This is a genomic window from Burkholderia sp. LAS2 (assembly GCF_018417615.1).
In the GTDB taxonomy this organism is placed as follows: Bacteria; Pseudomonadota; Gammaproteobacteria; order Burkholderiales; family Burkholderiaceae; genus Burkholderia; species Burkholderia sola.
This window is the reverse complement of the sequence record NZ_CP071053.1, coordinates 1,369,814-1,396,470: the sequence shown is the minus strand read 5'-3', so window position 1 is coordinate 1,396,470 and position 26,657 is coordinate 1,369,814. Positions and strand designations below refer to the sequence as shown.

General features: G+C 68.3%; 25 protein-coding genes. 11 read left to right on the top strand and 14 right to left on the bottom strand.

What is annotated here, in order from left to right; all coding sequences use genetic code 11:
* Nucleotides 1–17 precede the first annotated feature (17 nt).
* Together JYG37_RS26715 and JYG37_RS26710 are read left to right on the top strand one after the other, a co-directional pair.
* Complete coding sequence (locus JYG37_RS26715) at nt 18–1,916, top strand: bifunctional sugar phosphate isomerase/epimerase/4-hydroxyphenylpyruvate dioxygenase family protein (RefSeq protein WP_213346187.1); 1,899 nt, start codon at nt 18–20, stop codon at nt 1,914–1,916.
* A 280-nt stretch (nt 1,917–2,196) separates the two neighbouring features.
* Nucleotides 2,197–2,460 carry a hypothetical protein gene (locus tag JYG37_RS26710; RefSeq protein WP_050017302.1) on the top strand — a complete coding sequence of 88 codons (264 nt, stop codon included), beginning with the start codon at nt 2,197–2,199 and terminating at the stop codon, nt 2,458–2,460.
* Nucleotides 2,461–2,546: 86 nt separating this feature from the next.
* Here JYG37_RS26710 and JYG37_RS26705 read toward each other — a convergent pair whose 3' ends face one another.
* The gene (locus JYG37_RS26705) at nt 2,547–3,341 is read right to left on the bottom strand and encodes an AraC family transcriptional regulator (protein ID WP_050017303.1); all 795 of its coding nucleotides are present in this window, start codon (nt 3,339–3,341) and stop codon (nt 2,547–2,549) included.
* Nucleotides 3,342–3,641: 300 nt separating this feature from the next.
* Here JYG37_RS26705 and JYG37_RS26700 point away from each other — a divergent pair, with 300 nt between their 5' ends.
* From JYG37_RS26700 to JYG37_RS26690, 3 genes are all read left to right on the top strand, one after another.
* The gene (locus tag JYG37_RS26700) at nt 3,642–3,962 is read left to right on the top strand and encodes a hypothetical protein (RefSeq protein WP_160300529.1); all 321 of its coding nucleotides are present in this window, start codon (nt 3,642–3,644) and stop codon (nt 3,960–3,962) included.
* A 2-nt stretch (nt 3,963–3,964) separates the two neighbouring features.
* Complete coding sequence (locus JYG37_RS26695) at nt 3,965–5,101, top strand: branched-chain amino acid ABC transporter substrate-binding protein (protein ID WP_050017345.1); 1,137 nt, start codon at nt 3,965–3,967, stop codon at nt 5,099–5,101.
* A 321-nt stretch (nt 5,102–5,422) separates the two neighbouring features.
* Nucleotides 5,423–6,733 carry an MFS transporter gene (locus tag JYG37_RS26690; protein ID WP_050017304.1) on the top strand — a complete coding sequence of 437 codons (1,311 nt, stop codon included), beginning with the start codon at nt 5,423–5,425 and terminating at the stop codon, nt 6,731–6,733.
* Between the two features lie 113 nt (nt 6,734–6,846).
* Here JYG37_RS26690 and JYG37_RS26685 read toward each other — a convergent pair whose 3' ends face one another.
* From JYG37_RS26685 to garD, 4 genes are all read right to left on the bottom strand, one after another.
* Nucleotides 6,847–7,284 (bottom strand): DoxX family protein, encoded by a 438-nt coding sequence (locus tag JYG37_RS26685; RefSeq protein WP_050017305.1) that lies wholly within the window; start codon nt 7,282–7,284, stop codon nt 6,847–6,849.
* A gap of 192 nt (nt 7,285–7,476) precedes the next feature.
* Nucleotides 7,477–7,932 (bottom strand): RbsD/FucU family protein, encoded by a 456-nt coding sequence (locus JYG37_RS26680; protein ID WP_050017306.1) that lies wholly within the window; start codon nt 7,930–7,932, stop codon nt 7,477–7,479.
* Between the two features lie 79 nt (nt 7,933–8,011).
* Nucleotides 8,012–8,404, bottom strand: a complete 393-nt coding sequence (locus tag JYG37_RS26675) for a nuclear transport factor 2 family protein (RefSeq protein WP_213346186.1) — start codon at nt 8,402–8,404, stop codon at nt 8,012–8,014.
* A gap of 225 nt (nt 8,405–8,629) precedes the next feature.
* Complete coding sequence (gene garD / locus JYG37_RS26670; protein WP_050017308.1) at nt 8,630–10,183, bottom strand: galactarate dehydratase; 1,554 nt, start codon at nt 10,181–10,183, stop codon at nt 8,630–8,632.
* A 229-nt stretch (nt 10,184–10,412) separates the two neighbouring features.
* Between garD and kdgD the strand changes: the two genes are divergently transcribed.
* On the top strand, nt 10,413–11,327 hold the full coding sequence (kdgD, locus tag JYG37_RS26665; protein WP_089489801.1) for a 5-dehydro-4-deoxyglucarate dehydratase: 915 nt from the start codon (nt 10,413–10,415) through the stop codon (nt 11,325–11,327).
* Between the two features lie 116 nt (nt 11,328–11,443).
* Here kdgD and JYG37_RS26660 read toward each other — a convergent pair whose 3' ends face one another.
* A complete protein-coding gene (locus JYG37_RS26660; protein ID WP_050017310.1) occupies nt 11,444–11,998 on the bottom strand; it encodes a hypothetical protein in 555 nt (184 codons plus the stop codon).
* A gap of 185 nt (nt 11,999–12,183) precedes the next feature.
* Here JYG37_RS26660 and JYG37_RS26655 point away from each other — a divergent pair, with 185 nt between their 5' ends.
* Together JYG37_RS26655 and JYG37_RS26650 are read left to right on the top strand one after the other, a co-directional pair.
* Nucleotides 12,184–12,381, top strand: a complete 198-nt coding sequence (locus JYG37_RS26655) for a type II toxin-antitoxin system VapB family antitoxin (protein WP_050017311.1) — start codon at nt 12,184–12,186, stop codon at nt 12,379–12,381.
* Complete coding sequence (locus JYG37_RS26650; RefSeq protein ID WP_050017312.1) at nt 12,378–12,749, top strand: type II toxin-antitoxin system VapC family toxin; 372 nt, start codon at nt 12,378–12,380, stop codon at nt 12,747–12,749. Before JYG37_RS26655 ends, JYG37_RS26650 begins: the two co-directional genes overlap by 4 nt.
* Before the next feature lie 127 nt (nt 12,750–12,876).
* Here JYG37_RS26650 and JYG37_RS26645 read toward each other — a convergent pair whose 3' ends face one another.
* On the bottom strand, nt 12,877–14,454 hold the full coding sequence (locus JYG37_RS26645) for an aldehyde dehydrogenase (NADP(+)) (protein ID WP_050017313.1): 1,578 nt from the start codon (nt 14,452–14,454) through the stop codon (nt 12,877–12,879).
* Nucleotides 14,455–14,700: 246 nt separating this feature from the next.
* Here JYG37_RS26645 and JYG37_RS26640 point away from each other — a divergent pair, with 246 nt between their 5' ends.
* Nucleotides 14,701–16,086, top strand: coding sequence for an MFS transporter (locus tag JYG37_RS26640; RefSeq protein ID WP_050017314.1), 1,386 nt, complete (start codon nt 14,701–14,703; stop codon nt 16,084–16,086).
* A gap of 66 nt (nt 16,087–16,152) precedes the next feature.
* Here the strand turns inward: JYG37_RS26640 and JYG37_RS26635 are convergent, their stop codons facing one another.
* Both JYG37_RS26635 and JYG37_RS26630 read right to left on the bottom strand, forming a co-directional pair.
* Complete coding sequence (locus JYG37_RS26635) at nt 16,153–16,878, bottom strand: site-2 protease family protein (protein WP_050017315.1); 726 nt, start codon at nt 16,876–16,878, stop codon at nt 16,153–16,155.
* Complete coding sequence (locus JYG37_RS26630) at nt 16,875–17,828, bottom strand: DUF2167 domain-containing protein (protein ID WP_213346185.1); 954 nt, start codon at nt 17,826–17,828, stop codon at nt 16,875–16,877. Before JYG37_RS26630 ends, JYG37_RS26635 begins: the two co-directional genes overlap by 4 nt.
* 254 nt (nt 17,829–18,082) lie before the next feature.
* Here JYG37_RS26630 and JYG37_RS26625 point away from each other — a divergent pair, with 254 nt between their 5' ends.
* Entirely contained in the window at nt 18,083–18,928 is an 846-nt protein-coding gene (locus tag JYG37_RS26625; RefSeq protein ID WP_050017317.1) for a helix-turn-helix domain-containing protein, read from the top strand.
* 533 nt (nt 18,929–19,461) lie between these two features.
* Nucleotides 19,462–21,189, top strand: coding sequence for a YadA family autotransporter adhesin (locus JYG37_RS26620; protein WP_213346184.1), 1,728 nt, complete (start codon nt 19,462–19,464; stop codon nt 21,187–21,189).
* A gap of 87 nt (nt 21,190–21,276) precedes the next feature.
* On the opposite strand, the gene JYG37_RS26615 is transcribed toward JYG37_RS26620, so the two are convergent.
* The 5 genes from JYG37_RS26615 to JYG37_RS26595 are packed head-to-tail and all read right to left on the bottom strand — an operon-like array spanning nt 21,277 to nt 26,649.
* Nucleotides 21,277–22,488 (bottom strand): acyl-CoA dehydrogenase family protein, encoded by a 1,212-nt coding sequence (locus JYG37_RS26615; RefSeq protein WP_213346183.1) that lies wholly within the window; start codon nt 22,486–22,488, stop codon nt 21,277–21,279.
* A complete protein-coding gene (locus tag JYG37_RS26610) occupies nt 22,485–23,327 on the bottom strand; it encodes a hypothetical protein (protein WP_124631293.1) in 843 nt (280 codons plus the stop codon). Before JYG37_RS26610 ends, JYG37_RS26615 begins: the two co-directional genes overlap by 4 nt.
* Nucleotides 23,328–23,378: 51 nt before the next feature.
* Complete coding sequence (locus JYG37_RS26605; protein WP_124654716.1) at nt 23,379–24,035, bottom strand: methionine ABC transporter permease; 657 nt, start codon at nt 24,033–24,035, stop codon at nt 23,379–23,381.
* The gene (locus JYG37_RS26600; protein ID WP_050017322.1) at nt 24,028–25,212 is read right to left on the bottom strand and encodes a methionine ABC transporter ATP-binding protein; all 1,185 of its coding nucleotides are present in this window, start codon (nt 25,210–25,212) and stop codon (nt 24,028–24,030) included. The genes JYG37_RS26605 and JYG37_RS26600 overlap by 8 nt, the downstream gene beginning before the upstream one ends.
* A gap of 18 nt (nt 25,213–25,230) precedes the next feature.
* Nucleotides 25,231–26,649: an LLM class flavin-dependent oxidoreductase gene (locus JYG37_RS26595; protein WP_050017323.1), complete on the bottom strand. Its 1,419-nt coding sequence runs from the start codon at nt 26,647–26,649 to the stop codon at nt 25,231–25,233.
* Nucleotides 26,650–26,657: the final 8 nt, after the last annotated feature.

Below are 26,657 nucleotides of genomic sequence, written 5' to 3'. Positions count from 1 at the left end.
TCCGCAGGAATCGCCCCATGCAGCGCTCGATCGCCACCGTGTCACTGTCCGGCACGCTCGCCGAGAAGCTCGCCGCCGTCCAGGCCGCGGGCTTCGACGGCGTCGAAATCTTCGAAAACGACCTCGTCTACTTCGACGGATCGCCGGCCGACGTCCGGCGCATGGCCGCCGATCTCGGCCTCGACATCGTGCTGTTCCAGCCGTTTCGCGACTTCGAGGGCGTGAGCGCGGCCCAGCTCGCGCGCAATCTCGACCGGATCAAGCGCAAGTTCGACGTGATGCATGCGCTCGGCACCGATCGCATCCTCGTCTGCAGCAGCGTGGCGGCCGATACGATCGCCGACGACGGGTTGCTCGTCGACCAGCTCGGCGTGCTCGCCGAAGCCGCGCGGCAGGCCGGCGTGGTGGCCGCGTACGAAGCGCTCGCGTGGGGCCGCGTCGTGAAGCGGTACGGCCACGCGTGGAAGCTCGTGAACGCGGTGAACAGCCCGCACCTCGGCCTCGCGCTCGACAGCTTCCACACGCTGTCGCTCGACGATTCGCCGGACGGGATCGCCGACATCCCCGGCGACCGGATCGCCTTCGTGCAGATCGCCGACGCGCCGAAGCTCGTGATGGACGTGATCGAATGGAGTCGCCACTACCGCTCGTTCCCCGGCCAGGGCGACTTCGACCTGGCGCGCTTCACTGCGCGCGTGATCGAGTCGGGCTATACGGGGCCGCTATCGCTGGAGATCTTCAACGATGGCTTCCGCGCGGCGCCGACCGCGCTCACGGCCGCCGACGGCCATCGCTCGCTGCTCTATCTGGAAGACCTGACGCGTGCGCGGCTCGCCCAGGAGGGCCGCGCGCCGGCCGCCAGCCAGCCGCTGTTCGCACCGCCCGCGCCGCCCGCGCACGTCGGGTTCCAGTTCATCGAATTCGCGGTCGACGCGCAGGCGGCGGCGACCGTCGGCGAATGGCTCGGCCGGATGCGCTTCCGGCTCGCCGGCCGGCATCGCTCGAAGGACGTGACGCTGTTCCAGCACGGCGCTGCATCGATCGTGCTGAACGCCGAGCGCGACTCGTTCGCCGATGCGTTCTTCCAGCAGCACGGGCTGTCGCTGTGCGCGTCGGCGTTCCGCGTCGACGACGCGAAAGTGGCGTTCGAACGCGCGGCAGGCTTCGGCTACGCGCCGTTTTCCGGCCGGGTCGGGCCGAACGAGCGCGTGCTGCCGAGCGTGAAGGCGCCGGACGGCAGCCTCGAATATTTCGTCGACGAAGCGCCGGATGCGCCGACGCTGTATGAATCGGACTTCGTGCTGACCGACATCGACGGCCCCACCGAAGTCGGCCCGCTGACGGGTATCGACCATGTGTGCCTCGCGCTGCCGGCCGACGCGCTCGACACGTGGATCCTGTTCTTCAAGACTGCGTTCGGCTTCGACGCCGAGCGCAGCTGGCTCGTGCCCGACCCGTACGGGCTGATGCGCAGCCGCGCGGTACGCAGCGCCGACGGCTCGGTGCGGATCGCGCTGAACGCGTCGGTCGACCGTCATACGGCCGTCGCCGAATCGCTCGACCGCTACCACGGCACCGGGCTGAACCACGTCGCGTTCCGCACGGACGACATCGTGAAGACGGTCGCCGCGTTCGCGGCCGACGGCGTCCCGTTCCTGCGCATTCCGGCCAACTACTACGACGATCTCGCCGCGCGCTATGCGCTACCGGACGAACTGATCGACACGCTGAGCGCGCATCACCTGCTCTACGACCGCGACGAGGATGGCGGCGAATTCCTGCATGCGTATACGGAACTGGTCGACAACCGCTTCTCGCTCGAGATCGTCGAGCGGCGCGGCGGGTATGACGGCTACGGCGCGGCGAACGCGGCCGTGCGGCTTGCGGCGCAGGCGCAGGCGCAGCGGCGGAAATAAGGATGAGAGAAGTTCGGGGCCGGAGCGCGCTCGCGATTCGGCGATCGATTGGACCGCGCGATCTCGCCGCGCGCCATCGTCGCACATCGGGCAGCCAGGTACCGGCCTGCGCGGTCGGCCGCGGCCATGCCGGAACCCGCGCGCCGGCCGCCGTTACATCCCGTAACCCGTACCGCGGTGCAGCATTGCGCCGCTCGCCCCGGTTTTAAGAATCGCTTAAGTCTTCGACGGCACCATCCGCAACCAGTACCCGATGGTTATCTCGAAAAGGAGGAAAGCGATGAGCGCCGTAGAAGCACCCGCGGGCCGCCCGGCCGCGCCCCCTGCAAAGAAGACGATGCTGCGCCGCCTGCTCAGTCATCATGAAATCGCGACGTTGCTCGTGCTGCTGCATGCACCGATCGGCGCGAACGCCAAACCCGAATTGCCCGCGCTGCAGGAAGCCGGCCTCGTCGAAATGGTCAAGCTCGACCCCGATACGAGCCCGAGCTTCCGGCTGACCGAAGACGGCACGGCCGTCCTGAAAGGGCTCGGCTACCGCTGAGCCAGCGCTTCACCCTTTCCCGTTTCCCCGCCTTACCCCGCCTTACCCCGATCCCTGTGACGCGCCGGCCGCCCCGGCGAGTCGCGTCACCCTGCCCGCTCCTGCAGCATCAACCGGTATTCCGTCGGCGTCACGCCGACCGTCGCCTTGAACTGGCGCGTGAACGCGCTGTGATCCGTATAGCCGCATAGCGCGGCGACGTCGGTCACCTTGTCGTGCGTGACGAGCAGCGCGGTGGCCGCGTCGAGCCTCGTCTTCAGCAGCACCTGGCGCGGCGTCAGGTGGAACACCTTGTGGAAGTAGCGTTCGAGCTGCGCGACCGACATCCCGGCCATCTGCGCGAGCTGCTTCAGGTTCAGCGGCTGCACGTAATGATCCTGGATGTGCTGGACCACGTCGGCGAGCCGGCTGTACGCCGGGTGCGATCCCTCGTGCGCCTTCAGGTCGCGCGAGATGCCGGCGAGGCCGACCACCCGGCCCGCGGCGTCGCGCAGCGGCTCCTTGCAGGTCAGGCACCAGCCCGGCTGGCGGCCCGGATACAGGTGCAGCTCGAGCTGATCCATCAACTGCTGGCCGGCGTTGATCGTCGCCATGTCCTGCTCGAAATAGCTGCGGCCGAAGCGGCGCGGAAACACCTCGTCGGCCGTCTTGCCGAGCAGGTCGCGCTTGTCCTTGTAGCCGCAGCGCATCGCCAGCGTGCGATTGACGATCGCATAGCGGCCGCTCGCATCCTTCACGAAAAACGCGACGTCCGGCAGCGCATCGAACACCGGTTCAAGCAGGCGAAAATGCGCGAGCATCGCGCCGAAATCGGCGTTGTCGGGCTGGTAGCACAACGTATCGGACAGGCTCATGGGCGGTACGGCAAGCAAGGTCGTCATCCCGGCAACCGCGAAGCGAGTGGCAGATGGCGTCGATTATAGGAGCGCCCCTTCGATCGCGTCGCATCGAATGCGGGGCGGACAAGACTGTGGCCGGCGGCATCGCACGCCGCCGATCGGCTCCATCGGTGGGCGCCGCTGGTTGTGCACGCAACTAATGCGCATATGGTGTGCGGGCTAGCGACCGTTCCGCCCTCTCCGTAGCCGGCGCAGCGCACCGACACGCCGGCACCACGCACCCCAATCCCGTCATCGTAAAAATGCCGACGACCCGCGTCTTGGCGGGTTTGCGCACTCGTCATGACGATTTCGGCATATATCAGGGTAATCGACGATATGCCGATATCGTCGCCGGCCGCGCATCGAATGCGCAAGACGCACGCATTTTCGCTAACTAGACTTCGCTTCACGGTCACGAGACGACCTCCCGGTGCTGCCGCAATCGGCACGCACGGGTCACCGCATCCGCTGTCGCGTACGACGATTCCGGCACAACGCGCGTGGCACGCGGCGAGCACGCATGGCCTGCGCATCGGCCTGCCGACCGAACCGTCTCGCCCGGTTTACCGGCGCCGCCCGCATGCGCGCGGCGCCCCCAACCACGCCATCAAGGGGAAGTGAAAGTGAAGCTGAAGGTATCGCACGTCGCGCTGGCCGCCGCCTGCGCACTGTCGGGCGCGCACGCCGTCGCCGCCGACGTCGTCAAGATCGGTTTCGCCGCACCGCTGACCGGCCCGCAGTCGAATTACGGCACGGACATGCAGAAGGGCGTGCAGCTCGCGATCGCCGATTTCAACGCGACGCATCCGACGATCGGCGGCAAGCCCGTCACGTTCCAGCTCGACGCGCAGGACGACCAGGCCGACCCGCGCACCGGCACGACCGTCGCGCAGCGGCTGATCGACGACAACGTGCGCGGGATCATCGGCCACTTCAACTCGGGCACCAGCATTCCCGCGTCCGACCTGTACGATCGCGCGGGGCTGCCGCAGATCTCGATGGCGACGTCGCCGCAATACACGGCGCGCGGCTACAAGACGACCTACCGGTTGCTGACGAGCGACGCGCAGGCGGGCCGCATCGTCGGCACGTACGCGGTGAAGACGCTGCGCTTCAAGCGCATCGCGATCATCGACGACCGCACGGCCTACGGCCAGGGCATCGCCGACGAATTCGCGAAGGCCGTCGAAGCGGCCGGCGGCACGATCGTCAAGCGCGACTTCACGAACGACAAGGCGCTCGATTTCTCCGCGATCCTGACCAACCTGAAGGGCGTGAATCCGGACGCGGTCTTCTACGGCGGCGGCGACGCGCAATCGTCGCCGATGATCCGCAAGATGCGCCAACTCGGGATGAAGTCGGCGTTCGTGACGGGCGAGATGTCGCGCTCGCCGACGTTCCTGAAGGTCGGCGGCGACGCGGCCGAAGGCGCGATCGTCTACATGGGCGGGCTGCCGAAGGAAAAGATGCCGGGCTTCTCCGGCTACGCCGCACGCTACAAGGCGCGCTTCAACGAAGACGTGATCACGTACTCGCCGTATTCGTACGACGGCACGATCGCGCTGCTCAGCGCGATGAAGGACGCGAACTCGACCGATCCGAAGGTGTACACGCCGTATCTCGGCAAGGTGTCGATCAAGGGCGTGTCGGCGCCCAGCATCGCGTACGACGCGAAGGGCGACCTGAAGGATGCGCCGGTGACGATCTACAAGGTCGAGCGCGGCGCGTTCAAGCCGGTCGACACGATCGCCGGCAACTGATAACCGATACGCGGCCCCTGCCCCGCGCGGCGCGCCCGCGGCTCACCGGCCGCCCGCGCCGCGCGCTTCGGCTGCATGGTCCGAAGCCGCTCACGGCGCGCGCCCGCGCGCGGGCATTTCGCGCTCCTGTAGAATCCCCCCACCCGCTTTGACGCTTCGTCTCCGCCGTGCCCCATCCCGGTGCGGCGGCGCGTGTTGCGTGCCTCACCCGGCACGCGGCGCGCTTCGACGACGCAAGCCGCGCCTTGTCAGTCCATGCCGAAAAGCGGGCCCTGGAGACGCAGCACCGACAACACCATTCGAAAAACGATCGTCCTGACCATGCAAGCTTCCGAATTGAGCGGCGTGCCTCGCGCCGCCGAACGCGCGCTCACGCGCAGCGACTACAAGACCCTTGGCCTCGCCGCACTCGGCGGCGCCCTCGAGTTCTACGACTTCATCATCTTCGTGTTCTTCGCGCCGGCGATAGGGCAGCTCTTCTTCCCGCACGACATTCCGGACTGGCTGCGCCAGCTGCAGACGTTCGGCATCTTCGCGGCCGGCTATCTCGCGCGCCCGCTCGGCGGCGTGATCATGGCGCACTTCGGCGACCTGTTCGGCCGCAAGCGGATGTTCACGCTGAGCGTGCTGATGATGTCGGTGCCGACGCTGCTGATGGGCCTGCTGCCGACCTACGACACGATCGGCATCCTCGCGCCGGTGTTGCTGCTGCTGTTCCGCGTGCTGCAAGGCGCGGCGGTCGGCGGCGAAGTGCCGGGCGCGTGGGTGTTCGTGTCCGAGCACGTGCCGTCGCGCCACATCGGCTATGCGTGCGGCACGCTGACCGCGGGCCTCACGGCCGGCATCCTGCTCGGCTCGCTCGTCGCGGCCGGCATCAACAGCCGTTACTCCGCGGCCGAAGTCGGCGCGTTCGCATGGCGCATCCCGTTCCTGCTCGGCGGCGTGTTCGGGCTGTTCTCCGTGTACCTGCGCCGCTGGCTGCATGAAACGCCGGTGTTCGCCGAAATGAAGGCGAAAAAGGCGCTCGCGGCCGAGATTCCGCTGAAGGCGGTGCTGCGCGACCACGGCCGCGCGGTGATCGTGTCGATGCTGCTCACGTGGATGCTGTCGGCCGCGATCGTCGTCGTGATCCTGATGACGCCCGCGCTGCTGCAGAAGCAGTTCCACCTGGCGCCCGCGACCACGCTGTTCGCGAACAGCATCGCGACGCTGTGCCTGACGGCCGGCTGCATCACCGCCGGTTCGCTCGCGGGCCGGATCGGTGCGAAGCGCGTGCTGGGCATCGGCGGCATCGGGCTGGCCGCGTGCTACTACCTGCTGTTCGTGCAGGTCGCGGCCGATGCGTCGACGCTGCCGCTCTACTACGGGATCGCGGGCTTCATGGTCGGCACGATCGGCGCGGTGCCGTTCGTGATGGTCAGGAGCTTCCCGGCCGTCGTGCGCTTCTCGGGCATCTCGTTCTCGTACAACGTCGCGTACGCGATCTTCGGCGGGCTCACGCCGGTGATCGTGTCGCTGATGATGAAGTCGAATCCGCTCGCGCCGGTCGTATACGTCGCGGCGATCTGCGTGCTCGGCGCGATCGCCGTGCAGTTCTCGAAGGATGCGAAGGACGTGAAGGACGCACGCTGAACGTCGGCGCGCACGCGCCGGCCGGATGAACGAAGGGCCGAACCCCGCGGCGGGGGGGATTCGGCCCTTTTGTGTTGCGTCGGCGTCGCGACGACTACCCAAGTGTGCTCAGTTCAACGCAGCACGCCGTACGACGAATTCGGCCGGCGCAGCGCGTCGATGCTCGCGCCGCCGGCGCCGGTGACGAACAGCAGCAGGAACCCGCCGGCGATCGCGACGTTCTTCCAGAAGTGAATCACCATGTCGTGCTGGACGGCGGCGTTCGTCGCGTCCCAGAAATTGTGCCCGACCATCGCGGTCGCGATCGTGTAGACCGCCATCAGCAATGCGAGCGGCCGGACCTTGTAGCCGACGATCAGCAGCAGGCCGCCGAGCCCCTCGATCGCGACGACGATCGGCGCAACGACCTGTTGATAGGGCACGTTCATCCCGTGCAGATACGCGACGAAATCGCTGTAGCCGAGCAGCTTCATGATGCCGCCCCACAAGAACAACGCCGCCAGCGCCAGGCGTGCGAAAAAAATGACGCCGGAATCGACGGTACGCGTCATGCCTCTCTCCTCGTATGCAATTCGGCCGCCCGCGCCGGGCGCGCCCGGGCGGTTCGGCGCCGCGCGGCCCGGGAGGGCGCGCGGCAAATGGGCCAGCATAGAGGGTCTTTCCGCGGTGTCCAAGAAAAAGGTTGTAGCAAATCTTTACACTGCGGCGGCCGCGCCGGCGGCCCGGCGCGCTGAAAAACGCGTTTAGCCCGCGTCGCTCAACAGCACGCCTTTCTTGAAGATGAAGCAGCCGTAGCCGCGCGTTTCGCCGGTGACGATCACCGCATACGTCTGCTGCGCGCGCTCGTAGAACGCGAAACGCTCGACGCCGGTCAGCGGCACCGAGCGCCCTTCCGCGCGGTCGATTTCGGCCTGGACTTCGCGCTGCACGGGCGGCACCGCGGCCGCGTCGCCGACGACTTCCATCCGCCACGCGGGCGTGTCGACGAACGTGTCGAGCGGCAGCACCGACAGCACCGCGCGCACGACGCGCGCCGAATCGGCGCCGTCGACGCGCAGCGCGCGGCCGACCACCGTGTGCTCGGCGACGGATTCCGCCGGGAAGTTCGCGTCACAGATCGCGATTTCGTCACCGTGGCCCATCGCGCGCAGCGTGTGCAGGATGTCGGCGTGCAGCAGCGGGTCGAGATTCTTCAGCATGTCGGTGGGTCTCCGGGGTGGGGAACGAATCGCATAACGTTACCCGATCCCGGCGGCCGTGGTGCATGCATCGTTCACGTCACGACGCCCCGGCCGGCATTTCGTCGATGAAACCCGTGACCGACGCGAGGCGGCCCGACGCGTCGACGATGCCGAAGTCCGAGCCCTTCACGATCGCCGCGCCGTCGGGCGACACGAGCGCCCACGAGAACCGCAGATGCTGGCCCAACGCGTCCACGTCGGTCGTGCGGCGAAAGCGGTACGCGGGGAAGCGTTGCTGCACGGCGGCGATCATCGTGTCGATGCCCGCGTGGCCGTCGCCGGCCATCAGCGAATCGCGATAGGCCGCGTCGCTTGCGTACGTCGCGTCGATCAGTTCGCGGCGGCGCGCGGCGTCGGATTCGTTCCACGCGTCGAAGTAGCGGTCGATCAGGTCGGCGTGAACGGACGAAGCGGATTGAGCGGTGTTCATGGCGAGGCTCCTTGTGTCGGTAGACGATGTCGCGGACGTTTCGGGTCCGCGTGCCGCTATCGTCGCCGGGGCCGCGCAAGCGGTCGATTACGCGCGAGGTAAGGAAATCGCGCCGACCATGCGCGGCACGCCTGCGCCGCCGAATCGGGAATACGCCGCCGCAAAGAAAACGGGCGCCCGAAGGCGCCCGCATCGTCTTGCCGCCACCACCGCGCGCGTCAGGCGTCAGGTCACCGGCGCCGGATTGAACAGCGTCAGCGCATTCGCGAGCTTCCATTGCTCGGCCCACGTGCGGCGCTTGCCGCTGGCGACGTCGAGCATCAGCCGGAACAGTTCCCAGCCCATGTCCTCGATCGTTGCCGCGCCGGTCGCGATCTGCCCCGCGTCGAGATCCATCAGGTCGTGCCAGCGGCGCGCGAGATCGCTGCGCGTCGCGACCTTGATCACCGGCACCTGCGCGAGCCCGTACGGCGTGCCGCGGCCGGTCGTGAAAATATGCAGGTTCATCCCCGCCGCGAGCTGCAGCGTGCCGCAGATGAAATCGCTCGCGGGCGTCGCCGCGTACAGCAGCCCCTTCTGCCGCGCGCGATCGCCGGGGCGCACGACGCCGGCGATCGGCGCGCTGCCCGACTTCACGATCGACCCCATCGCCTTCTCGACGATGTTCGACAGGCCGCCCTTCTTGTTGCCCGGCGTCGTGTTCGCGCTGCGGTCGACGCGGCCACGCTCCAGATAGCGGTCGTACCAGTCCATCTCGCGGATGATCTCGCGGGCCACCGCTTCGTTCGCCGCACGCGACGTGAGCTGCGCGACGCCGTCGCGCACTTCGGTCACTTCCGAGAACATGATCGTCGCGCCCGCGCGCACGAGCAGGTCGGCCGCGAAGCCGACGGCCGGGTTCGCGGTGAGCCCCGAGAACGCGTCGCTGCCGCCGCACTGCACGCCGACGACGAGGTCCGATGCCGGGCAAGTTTCGCGGCGCCGACGGTTCAACCGCTCGAGATGCGATTCGGCCATCTTCATGATCGAATCGATCATCGAATGGAAGCCGACGTGCGCGGCGTCCTGCAGGCACACGACGCCGCCGTTGTCGGTCGCGCCGTCGGCGGCCACCGGAATCGCGCCCGGCGGCAGCAGGCGCTCGGGCTGCAGCTTCTCGCAGCCGAGGCTCACGGTCATCACTTCGCCGCCGAAGTTCGGGTTCAGGCTGATGTTGCGCAGCGTGCGGATCGGGATGTCGGCGTCGGGCGCATCGATCGCGACGCCGCAGCCGTACGTATGTTCGAGCCCGACCACGTCGTCGACGTTCGGGTAGCGCGGCAGCAGCTCGTCCTTGATCCGCTTCACCGCGTGCTCGACGACGCCCGACACGCACTGCACGGTCGTCGTGATCGCGAGGATGTTGCGCGTGCCGACCGAGCCGTCCGCATTGCGAAAGCCCTCGAACGTATAGCCTTCGAGCGGCTCGAGCGGCGGCGCGGCACGCGTCGCGAGCGGCAGGTCGTCGAGCCCCGGCGGCTCGGGCATGCGCATCGTGCGCTCGTTGACCCAGCTGCCGCGCCGCAGGTCGGTCAGCGCATAGCCGATCACCACGTTGTAGCGAATGACCGGATCGCCGGTCGCGAGGTCGACGAGCGCGACCTTGTGCCCCTGCGGCACGCCTTCGCACAGCGTCAGCCCGTCGGCGAAGGTCGCGCCTTCGGACAAACCGCCGTCATTGACGACGATCGCGACGTTGTCGTCCGGATGCACGCGGATGTAGAGAGGGGAAGCAGTCATCGGAATTCCTGGAAGCCTATCTGCGATATCGTTAGTCATCATACGACATTCAACCTCACTTGATGATGCTGCGTAAACCCTTATCCGGAAAGACCCTACCCCCGACCCGCCAGCAAACCGCTTGCGTCGCTCATTCATGCGTTGTACGATGACATACAACGACATCGCCAATTCGGCTCGTATGCCGTTTCCGACGAACCAGCACTCGCGCTAGACGGACGACCCAACCATGACTTCACCGCAAGAACTCAAACAAATCATCTCCCACGGCCTGCTGTCGTTTCCGCTGACGGATTTCGACGCCGACGGCAGCTTCCGTCCGACCACCTACGCCGAGCGCCTCGAATGGCTGGCGCCGTATGGCGCGAGCGCATTGTTCGCGGCCGGCGGCACCGGCGAATTCTTCTCGCTCACGCAGCGCGAGTATTCGGACGTGATCCGCGTCGCGACGGAAACCTGCAAGGGCAAGGTGCCGATCCTGGCCGGCGCGGGCGGCGCGACGCGCGTCGCGATCGAATATGCGCAGGAAGCCGAGCGCCTCGGCGCGAGCGGCGTGCTGCTGATGCCGCACTACCTGACCGAAGCGAGCCAGGAAGGGATCGCCGACCACGTCGAGCAGGTGTGCCGCGCGCTGAAGATCGGCGTCGTGGTGTACAACCGCGCGAATTCGAAGCTGAATGCGGACATGCTCGAGCGCCTCGCCGACCGTTGCCCGAACCTGATCGGCTTCAAGGACGGCGTCGGCGAAATCGAGAGCATGGTCACGATCCGCCGCCGTCTCGGCGATCGTTTCGCATACCTCGGCGGGCTGCCGACGGCTGAAGTCTATGCGGCCGCGTACAAGGCGCTCGGCGTGCCGGTGTACTCGTCGGCCGTGTTCAACTTCATCCCGAAGACGGCGATGGCATTCTACGAAGCGATCGCGAACGACGACCACGCGACGGTCGGCCGCCTGATCGACGAGTTCTTCCTGCCGTACCTGAAGATCCGCAATCGCCGCGCCGGCTACGCGGTCAGCATCGTGAAGGCGGGCGCGAAGCTCGTCGGCCACGACGCGGGCCCGGTGCGCGCGCCGCTCGTCGACCTGACCGACGAAGAAGCAGCCGAACTCGACGTGCTGATCAAGAAGATGGGCCCGCAGTAAGCCGGGTTCGCCGGCGGCGCAGGGCCTTCATCGGCACGGCGCGCCGGCTCCCGCAGTCCTCCCTATCCGTATCGCGCAATGGCCGCGTGGCTCGACGAGCCGGCGCGGCCATTGCATTACATCTGCGCGATCGCGCCGATGATCCGCTGCCGCACGCTCGCGAGCGTACGCTGCGTCTCGTCGATCCCCTTGCGGGCCGCGAGCGGCCGGCCGCGCGCCGGCGACTCGGCGCCCACGATCTGTTCCAGCACGTCGCGATCGACGACCGCATCGAAGAAGCGCCCGACGGTAAACATCGCGTACTGCTTCGCGGTCGCGAGATGCGTGTTGGCCTGCGTGAGCGCGTCGGCGCGCTCCGCGCCGTTCGGCCCGTCGATGCTGCGGCGATGCTTCAGCGCGAACACCACGGCCTCCATGTCGTACTTGAAGCGCTCGACGGCCCTGCCGAAGATCAACGAATGCGGATCGGAGCCCGCGACGGGCCGCCCCTGGTTGATCGTCACGTCGAATTCGCTGCCGCCCAGTTCGCGCTGCAGCGCGAACAGCGCGTCGGCCAGCACGCGCCCTTCGCTGGTTTCGCCGATCTGGGTACGGACCGATTTCGCGACGTCGCCGATCGTTTTCCACAACCCTGCCGCGAACAGGTGGTCGCCACGCTTGCTGATAGTCATCGGATGGTTCCTTGTTGGTCTTGTGATCTCTCAGGCTCGCCTGCGGGCCGGACGGCCCGAGGCTTCGCTACTGTAGGAGAAACGCGGGCAACAGGAAAGCCGACCTCTCGCCGCCCCGTCCGCGCATCAATATGATCACCACTTGATGTCATAATTGATGCATCGACTTTTCCCGGGAGCCGCCCATGCGCACCACCTTGTCCCTCGACGACGCACTGCTCGCAAAAGCGCAGCAATTGACCGGCCTCACCGAAAAGTCGGCGCTCGTGAGAGAAGCGCTGCGCGCATTGATCGCCCGCGAAAGCGCGCGACGACTCGCCCGCCTCGGCGGCACCGAGCCCGACCTTGAATCGGTTCCACGCCGCCCGTCGGAGCCCGCATGATCCTTGTCGACACTTCGGTCTGGATCGATCACTTGCGGGCCGGCGACGCGACGCTCACCGCATTGCTGGAAGCGGAGCGCGTGTTGATCCATCCGTTCATCGTCGGCGAGCTTGCCCTCCGTAGCATGCGCAATCGCGAGACCGTGCTGGATGCGCTGCGCGACCTTCCGGCCGCAACCGTTGCAACCGACGACGAGGTGCAGCGCATGATCGATGCCGTCCCGCTTCACGGGCTCGGCATCGGTTACGTCGATGCCCACCTGCTTGCGTCGGCCAGACTGACCAGCGACAGCAAGCTATGGACGCGCGACCGGCGCCTGCTGGCTGCAGCGGAACGCTTGCAACTCGTCGCCCGCCCCGCTCACTGACCGAGCGAAACCTGCACCAAAGCCCGCGCGGAATAAAAAAGCGGCGGGGCCCGGGGGCCCCGCCGCCGTGTTCCAACGTGCCGGGACGCATCCCTCCCGGGACAGTGCGTTCACCGGTTATGCCACGTCACTCCGCCTTGCCGTCCCGCAGCCGCGGAATCGCGAGCGGATTGCCTTCCCGCAGCCCTTCGGGCAGCAGGTCGTCCGGGAAGTCCTGATAACACACCGGCCGCAGGAAGCGCTCGATCGCGGTCGCGCCGACCGACGTGACGGCCGGGTTCGACGTCGCGGGGAACGGCCCGCCGTGCACCATCGCATCGCACACCTCGACGCCGGTCGGGTAACCGTTGACGAGCAGGCGGCCGGCCTTGCGCTCGAGGATCGGCAGCAGCCGGCGCGCGAGCGGCTTGTCGTCGGCGTCGATTTGCAGCGTGGCCGTCAACTGGCCTTCGAGCGCGTCGAGCACACGCGCGACTTCGTCGAGATCGCGGCAGCGCACGATCAGCGACGCCGGCCCGAACACCTCGTGGCTGAACGCCGGCTCGGCCAGGAACGCCTGCGCGCCCACTTCATACAGCGCGCCGCCCGCCTGGCAGTCGGTCTGCGCGGCCTCGCCCGCGCCGATTTCGCGCACGCCCGGCAATTCGGCCAGCTTGCCGCGGCCATTGCGGTACGCATCCGCGATGCCGTGCGTCAGCATTACGCCGGCGGGCTTCTTCGCGAGCGCCTGCGCGGCGACGGATTCGAAACGGTCGAGATCGGGGCCGTCGATCGCGAGCACGAGGCCCGGATTCGTACAGAACTGACCGACGCCGAGCGTCAGCGAATCGACGAAGCCCGTCGCGATCGCGTCGCCGCGCGCGGCCAGCGCGGCCGGGAACAGCACGACCGGGTTGATGCTGCTCATTTCCGCATAGACGGGAATCGGCTGCGGGCGCGCGTTCGCGTGCTGCACGAGCGCCATCCCGCCCTGCCGCGACCCGGTGAAACCGACCGCCTGGACCGCCGGATGGCTGACCAGCGCCGCGCCGATCACGCGGCCGGGGCCGACCAGCAGCGAGAACACGCCGGCCGGCATGCCGGTTTTCTCGACCGCGGCGCGGATCGCGCGGCCAACCAGTTCGGACGTGCCGAGGTGCGCTTCGTGCGCCTTCACGATCACCGGGCAGCCGGCCGCGAGCGCCGACGCGGTATCGCCGCCGGCCACCGAGAACGCGAGCGGGAAATTGCTCGCGCCAAATACGACGACGGGCCCGAGCGCGACTTTCTGCAGCCGCAGGTCCGAGCGCGGCAGCGGCGTGCGTGCCGGCTGCGCGGGATCGATCGACGCGGCGAGGAAGCGCCCGTCGCGCACGACGCGCGCGAACAACCGGAGCTGGCCGACGGTGCGGCCGCGCTCGCCCTGCAGCCGCGCGACGGGCAGGCCCGTTTCGGCGTGCGCGCGCTCGATCAGCGCGTCGCCGAGCGCGACGATCTCATCGGCGATCGCTTCGAGAAACGCCGCGCGGGCCGCGAGCGACTGCGTACGGTACGCATCGAACGCGTCGCGTGCGAGTTCGCACGCGCGGTCGACGTCGGCCTGCGTCGCGACGCCGAACGCCGGGGCCTCGATCGGCGCGCCCTTCGTCGGGTCGAACGCGTGCAAGGTGCCTGCCGAGCCGGCCACCGCTTCGGCGCCGATCAGCATCTCTCCTGTCAGTTGCATGGGTGTGCTCCGTGGTTCGGGAATGGATGGCTCATTGTAACGCAACAGATACGATGTCTGCCGACGGCATTGCGTCATTCTCGCCGCCTGCGAGGGCGCGGACGATACACCGGTGCGCGTTGTCCGGCCAGTAAATCGCGAAATTCCCATATTGTGACGCGGACTTCAAAGGGAAAACCCGAGGTTTCTGAATTCGTGTATTGCCAATACACTTTCGGCTATGTCATACGACGACGTACGTTTAAAATGCGCAATCCGTCCTCCCCTCGCGATCTTCCACTCGACCTCGCGCGCACCGCGCGCCGCACCGCGGTGCGTTACTGGATCCTGGCGATGCTGTTCGTCGTCACGACGCTCAACTATGCGGACCGCGCGACGCTGTCGATCACCGGCACGCCGATCCGCAAGGCGTTCGGCATCGACCCGGTGACGATGGGCTACATCTTCTCGGCGTTCAGCTGGGCGTACGTGCTCGCGCAACTGCCAAGCGGCTGGCTGCTCGACCGCTTCGGCGCGCGGCGCGTGTATGCGGCGAGCATCTTCCTGTGGTCGGCGTTCACGCTGCTGCAGAGCACGATCGGCCTCGGCGGCAGCGCCGCGTTCGCGGTCGCCGCGCTGTTCGCGATGCGCTTCGCGGTCGGCATCGCGGAGGCGCCCGCGTTCCCGGCGAACGCGAAGGTCGTCGCGAGCTGGTTTCCGACCGCCGAGCGCGGCACCGCGTCGGCGATCTTCAACGCCGCGCAGTACTTCGCGGCCGTGGTGTTCTCGCCGCTGATGGCCTGGCTCACGCATGCGTACGGCTGGCACCATGTGTACCTGTGGCTGGGCCTGGCCGGCATCGCGCTCGCGTTCCTGTGGCTGCGCGTCGTGAAGGACCCGGCCGACCATCCGGCCGTGAACCGCGCGGAACTCGATCATATCGAGCAGGGTGGCGGCCTCGTGCGGTCGACGGGCGGCGCGCGCGGCAGCGGCGGCGGCGCTTCCGAGGGCAGCCGCGTGGCCGGCTGGTACTACGTGCGCCAGTTGCTGTCGAACCGGATGCTGATTGGCGTGTACCTCGGCCAGTACTGCGTGAACGTGCTCACGTACTTCTTCCTCACGTGGTTCCCGATCTACCTCGTCCAGGCGCGCGGGATGTCGCTGCTGAAGGCCGGCTTCATGACGTCGCTGCCGGCGATCTGCGGGTTCCTCGGCGGCGTGCTCGGCGGGATGCTGTCGGACGCGCTGATCCGCCGCGGCGTATCGCTGACGCTCGCGCGCAAGATTCCGATCGTCGGCGGGATGCTGCTGTCGATGACGATCATCGGCTGCAACTACGTCGACAGCGAAGCGCTGGTCATCATGCTGATGGCCGTGTCGTTCTTCGGCAAGGGGATCGGCTCGCTCGGCTGGGCCGTCGTCGCGGATACCGCGCCGAAGGAAGCGATCGGCCTGTCGGGCAGCCTGTTCAACATGTTCGGCAACACGGCGGGCATCGTCGCGCCGATCGCGATCGGCTATCTCGTCGGCGCGAGCGGCTCGTTCAACGGCGCACTGGTGTTCGTCGGGCTGAACGCGCTCGTCACCGTGTTCAGCTATCTCGTGATCGTGAAGGACATCAAGCGCGTCGAACTGCGTCATCGCGACGCGTGAGGTTCGGCCTTTGAAAAACGGCGGCCGCCTTTTACGCGGCCGCCGCTTTTTTGCATCGGATCGGCGTCAGGTCGACCCATGCACGACGCTCAGCATGTCGTGCACGCCGGACGTCATCAGCGCGAGGAACGCGAGCAGGCCGACGTAGCAGAGCGCGTAGGTCGTTTTCGTCTCGATCGACGTCGCGTAATACATGCGGTTCTCCGGCGCGTCGGGATCGTAGCGCCACGCGCGCTTCAACTGCGGCAGCGCGAGGATCGCCATCACGATCAGCAGCGGGCTCGGCCGATACGCGAACAGCGCGATCAGCACCGGCACGCCCGCGAACCAGATGCGCGGCGACAGCACCGCGGTGATCCGCCCGCCGTCGAACGGCGACAGCGGAATCATGTTGAACAGGTTGAGAAAGAACCCCGTGTACGACAGCGCAAGCAGCAGGTTGCTGTCGGTGTGGCGCGCGGCCGCGTAGCAGGCCAGCGCGCCGAGCGTGCCGACGAACGGCCCGGCGAGCCCGACGTACGCTTCCGTTTCCGCGTCGTGCGGCATTTCCTTCAACTGGATCCATGCGCCGACGAACGGGATGAAGGTCGGCAGCCCGACGTCGAGCCCGCGCCGCTGCGCGGCGACGTAGTGGCCGGCTTCGTGCACCAGCAGCAACGCGACGAAGCCGGCCGCGAAACGCCAGCCGTAGAACAGCGCATAGACCGCGATCGACGCGAGCATCGTGCCCGCCGATACGAGCACCTTGCCGAGCTTCAGGCCGCCGAAGATCAGCAGCAGCAGCTTCGTCATTCCTTGCGCTCCGTGGCGGCTGTGGCGGATGCGTCGGCGACGGCCGGCACCGCGGCCGCCTTCGGCTTGCGCCCGAAGAAGCGCTTGAGCGCCGCGCCGCCGGCCAGCAGCGCAACCGCGCCGATCTTGAAGAACTTCACCGCGAACGCGCCGATCAGCGCGAGCAGGCCGAGCTTTTTCGCGCCGACGCCGACGATCAGCGCCGCGAGCCCGTACTCGGCGACGTGGTCGGTCGATTGGTTGAAGTCGGCATAGCGCTTGCCATCGTTGAAACGAATGTTCGACAGCAACTCGTCGGCCGACGCCTTGTACTTCGGCAGGTCGGCGAGCGTCGACGCCATCGTCAGCGACAGGTAGCCGTCGCGGCCGAGCACGAGCGTCCGGTAGTTCACGCCGTCGTTCGCGGCATTCGGCGCCGCGCCCTTGTCGCGAATGATCGCCGACCACACGAGCCGGTGCGTGGCCGCGTCGTAGGCGGGCGCCTTCGCCCAGCCGACCACCTCGGTTTCGGGCAGGCCGCGCTCCTTGCGCGCCGGGTTGCTTTCCTCGGTGCCGGCCTGCAGGCTTTTCAGCAGCTCGTCGGGTTTCCAGTCCTTCGCGTCGTCGTCGCGGATGTAGCCGCTCGGCTCGAACGACACGACCGAGATCCAGTCGGCGTCCGGATCGTCGGGCAGCACGAGGCCGACCAGTTTCGATTCGTCGATCGCGTTGCCCATCGAGCGCAGATAGCGGCCGGCTTCGGCGGCCGGCACGAACGATTCGCCGGCCTTCAGCTTCAGCACGGCTTCGTGTTTGACGTCGATGTCGGTCGGCCCCTTCACGACCGCTTCGTTGGCGGCCGCGGCGGCGGCCCTCATTTCGACCTGCGCAGCTTCGGTCTGCGCCTGGCCGCTGGTCGCGGCGAGTGCGAGCGTCGCCACGCAGGCGAGCCGGACGGCACGTTTTTTCATTGTTGGATTCCCCTGGAATGCCTTGTTGTCGATGTGCGCGGACCGGCCCATGCGTTGTGGTCGCGGGTCCGGCACCGCCTCTCAGGTGGCACGGGCGCTATGGTAACGCAGCTTCCAGCGGCTTCCGGCAACGGAATGCGGCTGTGAGACGGCGCCGCGCGTGCCGGCTGGCGGACCCGGCGACGCGCGCCGATCCGGAATGCTTACCTCGCAGGTAATGCCCGGCGTGCGCGGGATTGCCTATCATCTTCCCCATGAACTCTACCGCCGCCCTCCCATCGCCCCCTCCGTCCGCCGGCCGCGCGTCCGGCATCGGCCCGCTGCTGCGCACGTGGCGGCAACGCCGGCGCCTGAGCCAGATGGCGCTCGCGCTCGATGCGGAAGTCTCCGCGCGCCACCTGAGCTTCGTCGAATCGGGCCGCGCGCAGCCGAGCCGCGAGATGGTGCTGCATCTCGCCGAACGCCTCGACGTGCCGCTGCGCGAACGCAATGCGCTGCTCGTCGCGGCCGGCTTCGCGCCGCTGTTTCGCGAACGGCCGTTTTCGGACCCGCAACTGGATGCCGCGCGTCATGCGGTCGAAGCCGTGCTGCGCGGACACGAGCCTTATCCGGCGCTCGCGGTGGACCGCCACTGGACGCTGCTCGCGGCGAACCGGATGCTCGGCGCGCTGGTCGCGCAGGCCGATCCGGCGCTGCTGCAGCCGCCCGTCAACGTGCTGCGGCTGAGCCTGCATCCGGACGGTCTCGCGTCGCAGATCGTCAACTGGCACGAATGGCGCGCGCATATCCTGCATCGGCTGCAACGGCAAATCGACGCGAGCGGCGACCGCACGCTGCATGCGCTGCGCGACGAGCTCTCCGCGTATCCGGCGCCGGCCGGGCAGCCCGACGATTCGCACGCGCGCACCGATTTCGCGGATATCGCCGTGCCGCTGCGGCTACGCACAACGAGCGGCGAGCTGACGTTCTTCAGTACGACGACGGTGTTCGGCACGCCGGTCGACGTGACGCTGTCGGAACTCGCGATCGAGGCGTTCTTTCCGGCGAACCCGGAAACGGTGGAGGCGATGCGGGCGCTGGCGGACGCGTTGCCGGCGTAGTGACACGCCGACAACGCAGCGCGGCGCACGAATCCCGTCTTCAGGTGGACGACCGGCAAGCGAAGGCCGGTGCCGCCTTCGCGTGAGCACATGCAATCAGGCAGCGTCGCCGTCTCCTCTTCCTCGCCAGCGAGCGCGTGATCGTCGGCAACCCGGCTGCCCGGCGCCGGTGATCGCTCACTGCCTCATCACGCCCCACTCAACGAATGTCTGCCGAAGCATAGCGTTCAGCCGCCGCGGCAAACATGCGCACGACCCGAACCCATCAAAATGCGTCGTCGCGATCCGGACTTCGGATTCGCGAAGTTTTGACACAGCCGTAACGGAAACAAGCAAGTCGCCGTAATCCGCGCCCTGCTCCCGTCGCGTCGAGACCGGCGAACGTTAAATTTCGTTAGTAGACCTTTCATTTTTACAGATCGAAAAACCGATACCTGTCACGAAAGAGACACGAACGAATCGATGCAACCGGGACGGCGAGCGGGGGCCATGCAAGCCACAACACGATTTTTACATCGAGCTCAGGAAAACAAATGAACACGCATCATCAAGGGTTGGGAAATTCCGTACAACGCGCACCGCGCAAATCGAAGGTCGCGCTTGCCGTCACGGTTAGCGCAGCCGTGGCAGCCTTCGCCGCTTCCGCGCCCGCGCGAGCCGACTATGTGCAGAACGGCACGTCGACCGAAACGGCCGCGGGCTGCGTCGGCAACATCGCCATTTCGGGCAGCAGCACGTATCCGGCCGCGGCAACCGGCTGCGACAACATCGCGATCGGCACGGCGGCCGTCGCGAATTCGGGCTCGTCGACCGGCGCCTATAGCGAGACCGTCGCGATCGGCCGCATGGTGGCCGCGACCGGTACGTTCGCGACGGCCGTCGGCGGAAACGCCGTGGCGACCGGCGACCAGGCGACGGCGATCGGAACGGCTTCGAGCGCAGTCGGCGGCCAGGCAACGGCGGTCGGTAACGGCGCGATCGCGACCGGCGGCACGGCGTCCGCCTTCGGCCAGGGTGCATTCGCAGTCGATCAGTCGATAGCCGTCGGGCAAGACGCGAGTGCCACCGCGACGTTCTCGACGGCCGTCGGCAAGGGCAGCATTGCAGCAGGCGGTACGGCTCTCGGCTTCCAGGCCAATGCCGGCGCGGCCGATGCGGTCGCGCTCGGTGTCGACAGCTCGGCATCCGCGACCGGCAGCGTCGCCATTGCCCGTGCGACGGCCTCCGCCGTGAACGCGGTCGCCATCGGCGAGGGGGCGAACGCCGCCGACGCGAACGCCGTCGCGCTGGGCTCGAACGCGACCACGCGCGCCTATACGACCGTCAACAGCGTGGCGCTCAACGGCGTGACCTACAGCGGCTTCGCGGGCACGCCGGTCGGTGTGGTCAGCGTCGGCAGCGCGGGTGCCGAGCGTCAGATCGTCAACGTCGCGGCTGGCGCCATCAGCGCGACCAGCACCGATGCGGTGAACGGCTCGCAGCTCTTCTCGATCGCCAATCAGGTGTCGACGCTGACGGCGGACCTGGCCAATCTCACGACGACCGTCGGCAAGATCTCGTCGAGCGTCCCGGGCGGCACGGTGACGAACCCGACCGACACCGCGATCGGCACGAATACGTCGGTCACCGCGACGAACGGCACCGCGGTCGGCAACGGCTCGAACGTCTCGGGCGACAACGGTACGGCTGTCGGCGTCAACTCCACGGTCACCGCAACGAACGGAACGGCCATTGGCACGAATTCGAAAGTCACGACGGCGAACGGAACGGCGATCGGCACGGGCTCGAACGTGTCCGGCACGGATTCGACCGCGATCGGCACGAACAGCCGGGCCACCGCGAACAATGCTGTGGCGCTGGGCGCGAATTCGGTTGCCGATCGGGACAACACGGTGTCGATCGGCTCGCCCGGGGCCGAGCGCCAGTTGACCAACGTGGCGGACGGCACCGCACCGACGGACGGCGTGAACGTGCGCCAGTTGAACGGTGCGATCAACTCCGTGCGCGAGGAAATGTCGAAGTACCGCAAGGACGCGAATGCGGGCACGGCGAGCGCGATCGCCATGGCGAACCTGCCGCAAGCCGTGCTGCCGGGCGAGAAGGTCGTCGCGCTCGGCGGCGGCACGTACGGCGGTCAAAGCGCGATGGCGGTCGGCTTGTCCGTCGCGACGGCGAAATGGCTCGTCAAGGGCTCGGTCACGACGGCGGTGTCGGGGCACGGCTCGTTCGGCGCGGGGGCGGGCGTCGGCTACCGCTGGTAATCGGCTTGCGACAGCGACGCGTCAGGGCGCGGCTCCTGACGTCGGGCGGCCCGCCATCGGCGCCACGGCGCAGGGGGCGGGCCGCCTTCACGTATAGAGCGACGCCTGCGGCAACGCCGCGGTCAGCGCGAACCGGCCCACGTCGCGCAGCCGGTAGTCGAGCGGATCGTGCAGCGTATGCGTGCGCGCATTCCGCCAGAAGCGGTCGAGGCCGAGCGACGCAGCCGTCGCGCGCGCGCCGCATGCGTCGAACAGCGCCTCGCCGTTGTCGAGCGCCGCGCGCTGCGCGACGATCTTCGCTTCCGATACCGCGAGCGCGACTTCGGCGCGTTCGTCCGCCGTCAGCGCATCCTGCCGCGCCCACGCGTGCTGCAACGCGTGGGCCGCGCGATCGGCCAGCGCCGCCGCGGCAACCGCGCGCACGCGCATGTCGCCGAAGCGCTGCAGCGTGTACGGATCGTCCTCGGCCCGCTCGACGCCCGAGTGAATCCAGGGGCGGCCATGCTGCCGCACGTAGTCGCGCGCCTCGGCCAGCGCGCCTTCCGCGAGGCCGACGAACAGGTTCGTCAGCACGAGCTGCGACACGAGCGTGCGCAGCGTCGCGCGCGGCGTCGGCGGCGCTTCCGAGCGGTGCAGCACGTCGTCCGGCGCGAGCGTCACGCCGTCGAAGCGCACGCTGCCGCTATCGGTCTGACGCTGGCCGACCGGATCCCAGTCTTCGTTGACCGTGATGCCGGCCCGATCGGTCGGCACCACGCCGAACACCGTGCGGCCGATCGCCGGATCGTGCGCGGACACCGTCATCCGCTGCGAGCCGCGCGTGCCGGAACAGAAGCCCTTCACGCCGTCGAGCCGGTAGCCGCCGTCGGGCGTCGCCGTGGCGACGAGCCGCGTGTCGAGCGGATTGACCGCGTTGCCCCACCACCAGCGCCCGTCGACCGTGCCGCGCAGGTAGCGCTCGCGCTGCGCGGCGCTGCCCCACACGTCGACGCTCACGACCTGCAGGCACTGGAAGCCGACCAGATGCGCGAGCGCGCTGTCGACCCGCGCGACCTGCCGGATCACGTCGTAGATCGCGGGCCACGCCGCTTCCTGCCCGCCGAACGCACGCGGGACCGCGAGCGTCAGCAGGCCCGCGTCGGCGAGCCACTGCTTCTCCTGCGCCGCATGACCGCCGGCGCGGTCGCGCTCGGCGGCGCTCACGCGCAGCGCATCGATCGCGCGTGCCAGCGCGGCGCGGTCGACGGCCGGTGTATCGGTATCCGGCGCCAGCGTCGCCGGGCCGCGTGGATCGTTCATGCGACAGCTTCCTGTTCAACGGTTTCGCCCGACAGCGGGACGAGGGCGCCAAGCCGGCGGCCGGTCAGCCGCGACAGGATCTCGCGCCGCCAGTCGTCGTAGATCGCACGATAGTCGGCGATATCCGCGCCGAACACCAGTGCGGTATGCGCGTATTCGTCGTGCAGATAGCCGTCGAGCCGCGCCTGGGTTTCCTCGTCGGCCGCGATCACGCGATCGATCAGCGCGTCGCGCTCGGCCACCGGCAGCGCCTGCAGCGTGTCGAACCACCACTGGACGATCTGCACGCGATGCCATTCCTCGTCCGGGCGAATCCGGTTCTCGCCGTGCTCGCGCATCGCGCTGTCGCCGATGCGGCCGGTCTTGCGCTGGATCCACAGCTTCGCGAGGATGTGCAGCTCGTAATGCCATTCGAACGCGAGAAAGCCCGCGGCGTCGCGCACCGCGATATCGCCGATGCGCGCCCAGTGCGCGGCGACGAGGCGGTCGACTTCCGGCAGCGGGTCGCGCCCCGTGAGTTCGGTCACGCGCTCACGGCCAATCACCGCGTGCGCGCCGTCGTCGCCCAATTGGCGCGACAAGATCAACTGGAAATGCGGATCGTCGCGGAACAGCGTGTCGATCGCCTTCGCGACGACCTGCACGATGAACAGGTCGTGCGACGCCATCTTCGTGTAGTAGTCCGCGACGGCAGCCAGCTCGTCGCCGTTGCGCGGCTCGCGCGGCGGCGTCGCCACCTTGTCGGGGAAGTCCGGGCGATGGCGTCGCGCCACCTGCAGAAACAGCGCTTCCTCGAATTGTCCGTTCCATTCGCGCGGCGCGCCGATGGGCAAGGTCATGGTTTTTCTCTCAGGATCAGGAATAAAGCGAGCGGACGCTTGTGGCGTCGCTCAGGTTCGCCGGGTCACGCGTCGGACCAGGCGGTCGCCCGTGATTTGCACGGCCGAGACGAGCGCGATCAGGATCACGATCACGGTCGCCATGACGGTGGTGTCGAAACGTTGATAGCCGTAGCGGATCGCGAGATCGCCAAGGCCGCCCGCACCGACGGCGCCCGCCATCGCGGTCGAACCGATCAGCGCGACGACGGTGATCGTGAAGCCGCCGAGCATGCCGGGCAGCGCTTCGGGCAGCAGCACGTACCACACGATGTGGCGGCGCTTCGCGCCCATCGCGAGCGCGGCCTCGATCAGCCCGCGATCGACTTCGCGCAGGCTCACTTCGGCGATCCGCGCGAAGAACGGGATCGCGGCGATCGACAGCGGCACGACGGCCGCCCACACGCCGATCGTCGTGCCGATCAGGATGCGCGTGAACGGCAGCAGCGCGACCAGCAGGATGATGAACGGCGTCGAGCGGAACACGTTGACGAGCGCGCCGAGCACCGCGTTCGCGCCGCGCCGCGCGTAGATGCCGCCGGGCGCGGTGGTCACGAGGATCACCGCGAGCGGGATGCCGATCAGCGCGGCGATCGCGGCCGACGCGGCGACCATCGACAGCGTGTCGCGGATCGCGTCGAGCAGTTCGGGCCACCAGAGCTCAAACATAGCCGAGCACCTCCGCATGATTCGCATGACGGCGCGCACGTTCGAGCAGCGCGGCGACCGCGCCGCCGCGCGCGGCCGACGGGCCGGCGTCATCCGCACGCGGTGTCGCGGCGATCACGAGCCGCCCCTGCGCGTGTCCCTGGATGCTTTCGATGCCGCCGTGCAGGAACCGCACGGAGCCGCCGAGCGCCGCCGCGAGCGCGCCGACGTCCGGCTCGCCGCCGCTTTCGCCCGTATAGCGGACGTCGAGCACGATCTGCGCGCCGTCGGGCAGCGCGGCCTGCTCGGGCAGCGGCCGCACGCGCGCGGCCAGTTCGGCCGGCAGGTCGTGCTGCAGCGTGCTCAGCAGCGCGCGCGTCGCGCCATGGCGCGGATCGCCGAACACGCGCCACACCGGGCCCGTTTCGACGACTTCGCCCTGTTCGATCACCGCGACCGTGTCGCATACCGCGCGGATCACCTCCATCTCGTGCGTGATCAGCACGATCGTCAGCCCGAGACGACGGTTGATGTCCGCGAGCAGCGCGAGGATCGATTGCGTGGTTTCCGGATCGAGCGCCGACGTCGCTTCGTCGCACAGCAGCACCTCCGGATCGTGCACGAGCGCCCGCGCGATGCCGACGCGCTGCTTCTGCCCGCCCGACAGGCTCGCCGGGTACGCGTCGCGCTTCGCGGCGAGCCCGACGAGGTCGAGCAGCGCGTCGACCTTGCGCACGCGCTCGGCCTTCGGCACGCCGGCGATCTTCAGCGGCAGCGCGACGTTCTCGAACACCGTCTTCGCGGACAGCAGGTTGAAATGCTGGAACACCATGCCGGTGCGGCGCCGCAACGCGACGAGGCCATCCTCGTCGAGCGCGCCGACGTCGACGCCCTGCACGCGCACGCGGCCCGAGCTCGGCCGTTCGAGGCCGTTCAGGAGGCGCAGCAGCGTCGACTTGCCGGCGCCGCTGCGGCCGATGATGCCGAACACCTCGCCGCGCCGCACGTCGAGCGTCACGTCGCGCAGCGCGGCGGCCTGGCCGCGCGGCGTCGCGAACACCTTGCCGACCTGCTCCAGCGACACGGCCGCGCCGTCGGCCGGCACGGCCGTTTCGTCATGCGCGGTCGCACCGACGCCCGCGCCGGCGCGCACGGCCGATGCCTCGATGAAACCCAGCGTATCGAACAATTGCGTCATCGCTTCGCTCCGTCACGTTCAGGCATGCGCGGGATGCGCGGGTTCGGGTTCGGCTGCGGCCGCCGGCCGGTGCTGCGCGCCGGTGTGCCAGGCGGGCAGGCGCGGGCCGGCGCCGAACAGCTTCTCGCGCAGCGTCGACGCGGGATCGTAGTCTTCCTTGTAGACGCCGCGGTTCTGCAGCTCGGGCACGACCCAGTCGACGAAATCCTCGAACGACTCGGGCATCACGGTGCGCGTCAGGTTGAAGCCGTCGATGCCGGTCTCGTCGATCCACGCCTGCAGTTCGTCCGCGACCTGCGACGGCGAACCGACGATCGGCGCATAGCGGCCGCCGAGCGACATCTGTTCGAGCATCCGCCGCACGGTCCACGTGCCGGTCGTGCTCTTGCGCGAGATCGCATCGACGGCCGACTGGATCGAATCGGTCTTCACGTACGAGATCGGCTCGTCGAGGCCGTACTTCGCGAAATCGATGCCGGTCGAGCTCGCGAAATGCGCGAGGCCGGCTTCAGGGCTTGCGTAGCGCCGGTACTCGTCGAACTTCTCGCGGGCGAGCAATTCGGTCTCGGCCGTCACGACGCTCACGCCGGCGAAGATCTTGATCGACGCCGGGTCGCGCCCCTGCCGCGCGGCCGCCGCGCGGATGTCGAGCGCCGCCGCGCGCGCCGCGGCCTTGCTCTGCCCGTTCACGAACACGCATTCCGCGTGACGGCCCGCGAACTCGACGCCGCGCGCGGACGAGCCGGCCTGGTACAGCACCGGCGTGCGTTGCAGCGACGGTTCGCTCAGATGGATCGCATCGATCGAATAGAACGGCCCGTCGTGCTTCACGCGCCGCACCTTGCCCGGCTGCGCGAACACGCGCGCCTGTGCGTCGCGGATCACCGCATCGTCGTCCCAGCTCTGTTCCCACAGCTTGTAGACGACGTCCATATAGTCGTCGGCGCGCTCGTAGCGATCGTCGTGGCCGATCTGCTGCGCGAGGCCCATCCCGCGCGCGGCGCTGTCGAGGTAGCCGGTGACGATGTTCCAGCCCACGCGCCCTTTCGTCAGATGATCGAGCGTCGACATGCGGCGCGCGAACAGGTACGGCGGCTCGTAGGTCAGGTTCGCGGTCACGCCGAAGCCGAGATGCCGCGTGACCTGCGCCATCGCGGGCACGAGCAGCAGCGGATCGTTGACGGGCACCTGCACCGATTCGCGCAGCGCGGCGTCGGGGCCGCCGCCGAACACGTCGTACACGCCGACGATGTCCGCGAGAAAGATCCCGTCGAACTTGCCGCGTTCGAGCGTCTTCGCGAGATCGGCCCAGTAGTCGAGATCGGTGTAATGCGCGGAGCGGTCGCGCGGATGCGTCCACAGCCCGTGGTTGATGTGCCCGACGCAGTTCATGTTGAACGCGTTGAGCAGGATCTTCTTGCGGTTCGCCGTCGTCATGCCGCCTC